Consider the following 7,688-nt stretch of genomic DNA (forward strand, 5'->3'; position numbering starts at 1 on the left):
CCCCTCCCTCACAGGTTGGAGGGATCGGCCGCAGTGCAATGATCTTGCTGTGGCTGGTGTGATCACGGCGTCGGAGCCGTCCCGGATCGTCCCGTTCACCGGCTGAGCCCGCGCCGGTTCACCAAACTGGTCACGGCACTGCGTCGTACGGAAGTCGATGCCACCCGCCGGGGCCGGCCGTGAAGCCCGCCGCTCGCAGACAGAGCACTGCTGGTCACGGCTTACTGGCGCACGAACTTGACAATGCGCCAGCTCGCCCCGCTGTTCGGCATATCCGAATCTGCTGCCGACCGCATCATCGATCACCTCGGTCCGCTCATGGCACCGCAGCCTCGGCGCCGCTTCGCCAGAGATGCCGTGCTCATCGTGGACGGCACCCTGGTGCCCACCCGCGACCACACGATTGCTGAGCATTCCAAGAACTACAGGTACTCCACCAACCACCAGGTCGTCATCGACGCCGACACCCGGGATCCAACCCGGACGGAACCAAGCCGATCGCCGACATCGGTCCCCAGCACCACGATCGGGTCGCGGCAGCAATGGCGCGGCCTGGCCACTCGGTACGACAAAACCGCCACCATCTATCTCGCCGGACTCCACCTCGCTGCAATTTTCATCTGGTCAGCGAGGTGATCCACAAGAGACGGCCAAGACCGTTTCCCGCCAGCCGCCGCCCCCAACGCCCCAGCCGGTGACTTCGGCCCTGACCGGAGGGAGCGCCCAGGGATCCAGGGTTCCGTCGCAAAGCTCCGCCAGGAACTGGACCATTCCGCCCTCGTAGTGCCACCAGGGGCCGCTGCGGGAGCAGATGGTGACCGGCCAATGCTCGGGATCGTCCCCGAGCACACTCCAGAAGAACCGGTCGCCCTCCTTGGACTCTCCCCAGGACTCCAGGCTCGTCGAGGCGAGCTCCGCGGGTCGCAGATCGACGGGGTACTCGGAGTCGCAGCCCTCCTTCTCGGTCGCGTTGCCCCACCCACCTTCCTCTCCGGGCCAAGGGGTGAAGACGCCCAGGAAGTCGTCCAGCTCGAAGGCCGGATACCACTCGGCGAGCGCCTTGAAGTCGGACGGGAGAGCCGAACCGAGTCCTTCCTCGACCGCCCGCCAGTCGAATACGGCCGGTTCCTGCCGACGGAGTTCCACCAGCCCGGGGACAACATGTTCCAGTACGGCGATCGCCTCGTCGGGGCCGAGGATCCTGCGCACCGGCTTCTGGGTGCCTATGAGCTCTTCCATGGACGCAGCCTGCCGGACAGCTCCGACAATTTCGTTGGCCGGGCGATCCGCCGGTTCGAGCCACGCGGCAGAGGTAAGGCCACCTCACCGGGCTCCACTTCGCCACCACCTTGATCTGCTCGCTGGCGATCCGCAGGAAATGGCCTTGGCGCCTTTCGCGGTGGCGGCGGTGCCGGCCGTGCTCGCCGCCGTTGTGCTGCCAGGGCTGGTGGTCAAGCGCGATCTCGGCGGGGCCAGGATCTCGGCCGCTGAACGGCTCGCAGCCGTGAACAACGTACGCACGACGCTCGTGCAGACGGTCGGTGGCGCTGTCGTCCAAGATCTAAGGCAGCACTGCATTGGTCAGCCTCGCGGCCCCTGGGTCTCCTCAGCGCGTCGGAAGGCCTCGTCGCAGGGCGCCGTGGAGCGCTTGGCTACCAGGGTGGTGGTGTTCAGGAGGCCTCCGTTGTGCAGCTCCAGCCGCCAGGAGCCGCTGCTCAGGGCCACCTCCGGGAAGGGATCCCCGCGGCGGGCCATCACCTGCCAGCCGCGTTCCTCCAGAGCGGTTTCCAAGGCAGCCAGCCGGGCCTCGTCCGCAGGGCCACGCCGGTCCAGTCCGCGATGCAGTCGGCCGTACCGCCCTCCTCTGCGGGGTGGACCCGGCCTGCGGCGAGCCCGGCCGCCGCCGCTGCATCGGCGAGTTCCGCCGCGACCGCGGCCCGCGAGGGGTCGCCCGCAGCGCGGGGCGCCGCCTTCGACGCCTCTGGTTCCCGGATCCAGCCGTCGATGGCGGGGTACTCCTCGGCCGGGGCCGCCATCAGCGCGACCCCGCAGGCGACGGCAGCGGTCGCGAGTGCCGTGGCCCCCACCCACTGTGCTCTGCGGCGGCCGGCCCAGGTCCTGCCCATGTGTTCCCCGCCTCGTGCGACATTCCGGAGCGGTGTGTTCCGGCACAGACACAGGCTAACTCCGGCACTTCGATGACCACCGACCGGAGTATTTGAGAGCTCGGTGCAGCATTTGTAACGTCAAAGGTGCAGCCTGCCCGCGTCGGTGGTTGACGGCGGACGGAACACTCCGGGAAGAGCTGAGGGCGTAAGGCCCTAAAAGATCTGACCACGCGGCCGCAGAACGGTACGCCTGGACGAGGCGCCCCGGATCGAGCGTCCCCGAACGGAAACCGAGCAGTGCGAGATCGGTGCAGGCCGGAGTCGCGACGACTGCGCCCACCGACTGCAGCGGACGCCGGTCCGGTCAGCTGCCCGTCAGCCGGTGAAGGGCCGGAAAGCGCTGTGCCGGCTGGGCTGCTTACGGGGGGATACGAGCGGCCATAACGGAACGTGGCCATGGAGTCACGTGAGGTGGACACGGGCGTTCGATGGAGCGATGGGGGGAACTGAGGGAACTCTCGCAGGCGCGCATGAAGATCCAGGAAGTCGTCCAGAACGGTGTCACCGGGCTGCACGAAGAGAACCGGGAGCTGCGACGCCGCCAAGACAAGATGATCGCTGACCTGCAGGAAAGCCGGGAGGAAACACGGGAGGAGATACAGCAGCTGCGCGAGCCCACCGACCTCCTGCGCGGCTTCGCTACAGCCCCGGCCGCCGCCCCGCAGCAGTCAGGCCCACCGCAGCCCGGTGCGGTGCAGGAGCGCACCTGTGCTTCCCGCCTCCGGGCAGACGCCCGGATCGCAGTCCGAGGATCCGAAGGTCGCGCACGGCGTCCTGCTGCTGCCCGCCCCCGCCACCGTCGACCGGATGCCGGCCGCCCGGCAGCACGCCGCCGACCAGTTCGGCCTGCGCGCCACCGGCCGCCGGGTGTGGGGGTATCGGGGCCGGACACTGTCGGGCGCCGCCGGCCGCACTGGCTACGCGTGGTCTGCGCCGAGGCCCGGCACCGAGGGGGCAAGCTGTGCCTGCGGCACAGCCGCGGCCCGAGCAGGGGCGGCGGGTGGCCCGGCCACGTGCGGCCGCGCTGCGCCACCGTCCTGTGCCAACGAACCCTGAGCGTGTGTCGATGAAGATGGAGCAGCCGTTCCTGAGCCGGCGGACACGAAGGGCCCAAGTGGGGCCGTGCACGGCCCCACTCCGCACGGCGCGACTACTCGACCGTACCTGCGCAGCCTGCATCCGGCCGGAGTAATGAACCCGAACGCTTCCTCGCCTTCACGAGCATCGCCTGCACCCTCATCTGGTATCGCAGAATCACCGAACGAGATGACTTCTCAACGGACGGACGCGGGGTGCCACGGGTCCGTGGCACCCCCCGCGCGCACGTCCAGCGGCCAGCGGGCCGGGCTCACTTGTGGATGCGCGTCACATTCTGACTGTCGACGTTGACCTCGTTGTGGACGTCCCCGACGTGGAAGTCGATCAGCCCGCACAGCAGGCAGCCCGGGTTGTTGGCCGGGGGAGCCGGGGCTTGGGACACGGTGACGGTAGTGCTGCCGTTCGAAGCGCCGCAACTGTCGTCGCCGTTGTAGGCGGCGGTGATGTTGTGTGTTCCGGTGGTCGTGAAACCGGTGGTCAGTGAGGAGTGTCCGTCAGCGGAGACGGATGCGGTCGCGAGGAGCTCCGAGCCGTCGAAGAACGACACGCCGAGGCCGCCGCTCGGGTCCGAGATGCAGGTCACCGTCGCGGCAAGGGTGACCAGTTGCCCGGTCGTCGCCGAGGAGGGCGTGGCCTGGACCGTGGTCGACGACGGATCGGCGGCCGCAGCCGACGGGGCGAGAGACAGCACTGTGGCCGCCGCTAGGGCGACCACGAGTCCGGCTTTGCGTGCACGCCACGCTTTCACTGAGGGGCCTCCTCGGTCTGATCGTCTGGCGGGGGTTCGCCATAACGGTTCGGAGCGTGACCTTAGGCCGCTTTTGATGGCATGTGCGGGAGGCGCGGGTGCCGGCGGACCCACCTGAGTCATCGGCTCGCTCGGATGGGCTGGAGTGGCCGGTGGCGCAGGGGCAGGGGCAGGGCGGGCCGTTGGCGCCGGTGCCGTGGCACCGGCTAGCTTCTGTCTCTTCGGTCGGTGTCGGGTCCAGCTGAGGATGTCTGCGAGGTGGAGTGCGGCCTGGTGGGCGATGGCGAGTTCGTCGGTTCGTGCGGCCAGGCCACGCCATTGCTTGAGGCGGTTGATGCAATGTTCGACGGTGTTCCGTTGCTTGTAGGCCTCGTGGTCGAAGCCGGGCGGGCTGCCGCCGTCACGGCCTCGCCGTTGGCGGTGGCCGATCCGGTCGGACGGCTGCGGGATGACCGAGCGGATTCCCCGGCGTCGCAGATGGGCCCAGGATCCGTTCCCAGGTGCCATCGACGGCCCATCTGACCAGCCGTTTGTGAGCGGTCTGGAACGGACCGGGTTCGCTCGGCAGATCACGCCAGGGCGAGTTGGTGCGGTACTTCCAGGCGATGACCTCAAGGGTGCGGCGGTGGTCGGCCCACCGTCGTCCCCGGACCGGATCGGCCGGCATCAGCGGCTCGGTCCGGTCCGGTCCCACATCGCATCAGTGATCACCAATCGGACAGACATATCCGATCAACTGACCAACCCGTCAAAGAGACACGCGCTAGATCGCGGGAGGCGCGACGCGCTGGTAGGCGAGCGAATTGCTGGTGCCGCCCGATGTCGTGACGCTCACCGGCACCGAACCCGCCGGACCCGCCGGGGCGATCGCGATCGCGGTCGTGTCCGACACCACGGTGAAGGCTGCCGGTGCGGCGCCGAAGTGGACCGCGATGGTCGTCGTCAGCCCGGCGCCTGTCAGGGTCACGGAGGCGCCCGCGCCCGTCGGCCCCTGCGCGGGCGAGAGCGCGGTGAGCGCCGGCGCCGCCAGATAGGTGTAGATGACGGAGTTGCTGGTGCCTCCGGGACCGGTGACGGTGCACGCGACGGAGCCGGTGCCGGCCGGTGTGACTGCGGTGATCTGGGTGGCGGAGTTGACGGTGTAGGAGGTCGCGGGGATGCCGCCGAAAGTGACGGCGGTGGTCCCGGTGAGACCGGTGCCGGTGAGGACCACGCTGGTCCCGCCGGACGTCGGGCCCTGGTTCGGCGCGATCGCGCTGAGGGTCGGCGTGGGTGCGTAGGTGTAGGCGACCGTGTTGCTGAGCCCGGCGGGTGTGCGCACGGTGACGTTGACCGTGCCGGTTCCGGGCGGGACGGTCGCCGTGATCGTCGACGGGGTGTTGACCGTGTACGAGAGGGCGGCCGCGGAGCCGAACGTGACGGCGATGGCGCCGGTGAACTGGCTTCCGGTCAGGGTCACGGGATTGGTGCCCGCCGCCGGACCCGTGTTGGGTGCGACCGAGGTGAGGACGGGAGGGGCCACGGTGACTCCAAGGAGTGTGGTCGGCCTTGCTGGGCCACAAGCTGGGGGCACGGAAGCGGTGCGGGCGCGCGAACGCGAGCCCGCACCGCTTCCGCTGAGCACGGGCCGGTGGGCGGAGCGGGGGCCGGAGCCGTGCGCGGCCGCGTGTCCGGGACGCCGTCAGATACCGGGACCGGAGACGTAGGTGAAGCCGTCGGCGAGAGTGGCGCTACCACCCCGGGTGGTCACGACCACATCGACGGAACCTACGCTGCCGGGCGGCGTGACGGCCACCAGCGTGGTGCTCGTCAACACCGCGAAGGATGCGGTGATGCCGCCGAAGGTGACGGCCGTGGTGGACGCCAGGCCGGTGCCGTTGACGGTCACCGAGGTGCTGCCGGACGACGACCCCGAGGTGGGTGTGAGCGAGACCAGTGTCGGCGCGTCGACGTAGGTGTAGGTGAGCGGAGCGGTCGTTCCCCCGGTGGTGGTGACGGTGACGACGACGGAGCCGCTGGAGCTGCCGGCAGGAACGACCACCGACAGTTGGCTGTCCGAGACGACCGTCGGGGTCGCGTTGGTGGAGCCGAAGGACACGGTGGTGGCCGTGGAGAGGCCGTAGCCGTTGATGGTGATCGTGTTGCCGCCCGAGGTCGGACCGGAGCCCGGGTCGAGGGACACCGCGATCGGCGGGCTGATGTAGAAGAAGGAGAGCGAGTTGCTCGTCCCTCCCGCGGTCGTCACGTTGACGTCAACGACTCCGCAGCCCGCAGGGGCGATGGCGGTGATCAAGGTCGGGGTGTTCGAGGTGATCGTGGCCGTCCGGGACCCGAAGTGGACCGCGGTGGCGTTGGCCAGGTTCACGCCGGTGATGGTGACGGCTGTTCCGCCGCTGGTGGAGCCTTGGTTGGGACTGATGGGCATGAGGGGTTCCTCCTCACTCGGAAGTCTTCTCCGAGCAGCAGCGACTGGGTGTTCCGATCCACGGACGTCCGAACCGGCCCGGACCGACGCGTCCGGCCATTGGCAGATGGATGTGGGATGCCCGTCCGGACAGGACGGGTTCAGCCTCGGGAGGGGGGCTTGCCGTGGGGGGCTCGATGGATCATCACCCATTGATGCAGACACCTGAATTGACCCATCAGAGTGACTTCCTGACCAAGGGAATTGACACGATATCAACCGTTTGGCGGAGCGCGCTGGGCGTGCGGCAGCGCGTTCCGGTGGTACGCGGTCACCCGCCGGGCCATGACGAACACGGAGGGCTTGGGCAACGGCCGCGCATGGACACCCTGGGCAATGCCCTGGGCCCCTTGCGGTGAGAGTCTCCCCCACCGCCCCGGCCATCCTCGGCCCCGCAGGACGGGCCTGGCTCCACCGACGTGCGGGGAGAGGGGGCCTTCGGCCATCGGCAGGGTGGCGCGGCGCTCCAGGGAGCGTGGGTTCACGGAGAAGTCGCCCTTCGAGCTCGGGCGTCCCTGCACAACGAGGTGTTCCACCTCGACCCGGACGTGCACCTGCGCGCGGTGCCGGCGCCGGCCCTGCTGGTCCGCGGAACGAAGGACACCTTCGTGCCGGTGGAGTCGCGGACGGCGGGTCGGCGGGCGTTGGGGCGCAGCTGTGCGGCGGTGCGGCGGAGCTCGCCGATGGCCTGTCCGTAGCCGGGCCCGACGGCGAGGCGAGCGAGGCCGGGCCAGTGACGGCTGTACGGTCCGGGGCGCCCGCGGCGGCCAGGGCGCTGGACAGGTGCGCGGTGAGGAATGCCCGGTCCCTGGGCGCGAACACGCCGTGGGCGAGGTGCTCCTGCAGGGGAGCTACCGCGCGGGCGGGGTGTCCGGCCTCGCGGTGGCTGATGGCGGCCTGGGCCATGAGCCGCTCCTCGGTGTAGCCGGCGCACAGGGGTCCGGTGCGGCCGGCCGGAGCGGCGGGTGGGTCCTGTCCGGTCGAGGACGTGATGGGCTTCGTCGAGCGTGCGGTCGACGGTGTCCGGGGCGGCTCCGGTGAGGGCCAGGACTCCAGCCTCCTGCTGGAGGACTTCTGCGCGGGCGCGGGGCGGCAGCCGCCAGGGTCGGGAGCTCTTGACGAGCTCGGGCGTTCAGTGCAGGTCCCGGAGGGTGCGGGCCTGCTCTCGAGAGAGGTAGAAGGAAGCGGTTCTACCGCTCTTGATGGTCTC

6 protein-coding genes and 2 pseudogenes are annotated in these 7,688 nt (G+C 69.7%); 1 reads left to right on the plus strand and 7 read right to left on the minus strand.

The annotated features are described in order from the left end of the window. Positions 1 to 49 precede the first annotated feature (49 nt). Positions 50 to 471, plus strand: a pseudogene (locus tag AB8A24_RS42485) (transposase family protein); the annotation flags it as partial. 153 nt (positions 472 to 624) lie between these two features. Here AB8A24_RS42485 and AB8A24_RS42490 read toward each other — a convergent pair. The 7 genes and pseudogenes from AB8A24_RS42490 to AB8A24_RS42520 all read right to left on the minus strand — a co-directional run bounded on the left by AB8A24_RS42490 (position 625) and on the right by AB8A24_RS42520 (position 6,439). Next, positions 625 to 1,239 carry a hypothetical protein gene (locus AB8A24_RS42490; RefSeq protein ID WP_328959833.1) on the minus strand — a complete coding sequence of 205 codons (615 nt, stop codon included), beginning with the start codon at positions 1,237 to 1,239 and terminating at the stop codon, positions 625 to 627. A gap of 342 nt (positions 1,240 to 1,581) precedes the next feature. Further along, the gene (locus AB8A24_RS42495) at positions 1,582 to 1,791 is read right to left on the minus strand and encodes a hypothetical protein (protein WP_328959834.1); all 210 of its coding nucleotides are present in this window, start codon (positions 1,789 to 1,791) and stop codon (positions 1,582 to 1,584) included. Further along, complete coding sequence (locus AB8A24_RS42500) at positions 1,755 to 2,126, minus strand: hypothetical protein (protein ID WP_328959835.1); 372 nt, start codon at positions 2,124 to 2,126, stop codon at positions 1,755 to 1,757. The genes AB8A24_RS42495 and AB8A24_RS42500 overlap by 37 nt, the downstream gene beginning before the upstream one ends. A 1,390-nt stretch (positions 2,127 to 3,516) precedes the next feature. Continuing rightward, positions 3,517 to 3,957, minus strand: coding sequence for an Ig-like domain-containing protein (locus AB8A24_RS42505; protein ID WP_369479181.1), 441 nt, complete (start codon positions 3,955 to 3,957; stop codon positions 3,517 to 3,519). A gap of 288 nt (positions 3,958 to 4,245) precedes the next feature. Further along, a pseudogene (locus tag AB8A24_RS42510) lies at positions 4,246 to 4,740 on the minus strand (transposase); the annotation flags it as partial. A gap of 37 nt (positions 4,741 to 4,777) precedes the next feature. Further along, the gene (locus AB8A24_RS42515; protein WP_369479180.1) at positions 4,778 to 5,536 is read right to left on the minus strand and encodes an IPT/TIG domain-containing protein; all 759 of its coding nucleotides are present in this window, start codon (positions 5,534 to 5,536) and stop codon (positions 4,778 to 4,780) included. Between the two features lie 159 nt (positions 5,537 to 5,695). Beyond that, positions 5,696 to 6,439, minus strand: a complete 744-nt coding sequence (locus tag AB8A24_RS42520) for an IPT/TIG domain-containing protein (RefSeq protein WP_328959838.1) — start codon at positions 6,437 to 6,439, stop codon at positions 5,696 to 5,698. Positions 6,440 to 7,688 lie beyond the last annotated feature (1,249 nt).

The sequence above is a fragment of the Streptomyces sp. BF23-19 genome (genome assembly GCF_041106355.1).
GTDB lineage: Bacteria > Actinomycetota > Actinomycetes > Streptomycetales > Streptomycetaceae > Streptomyces > Streptomyces virginiae_A.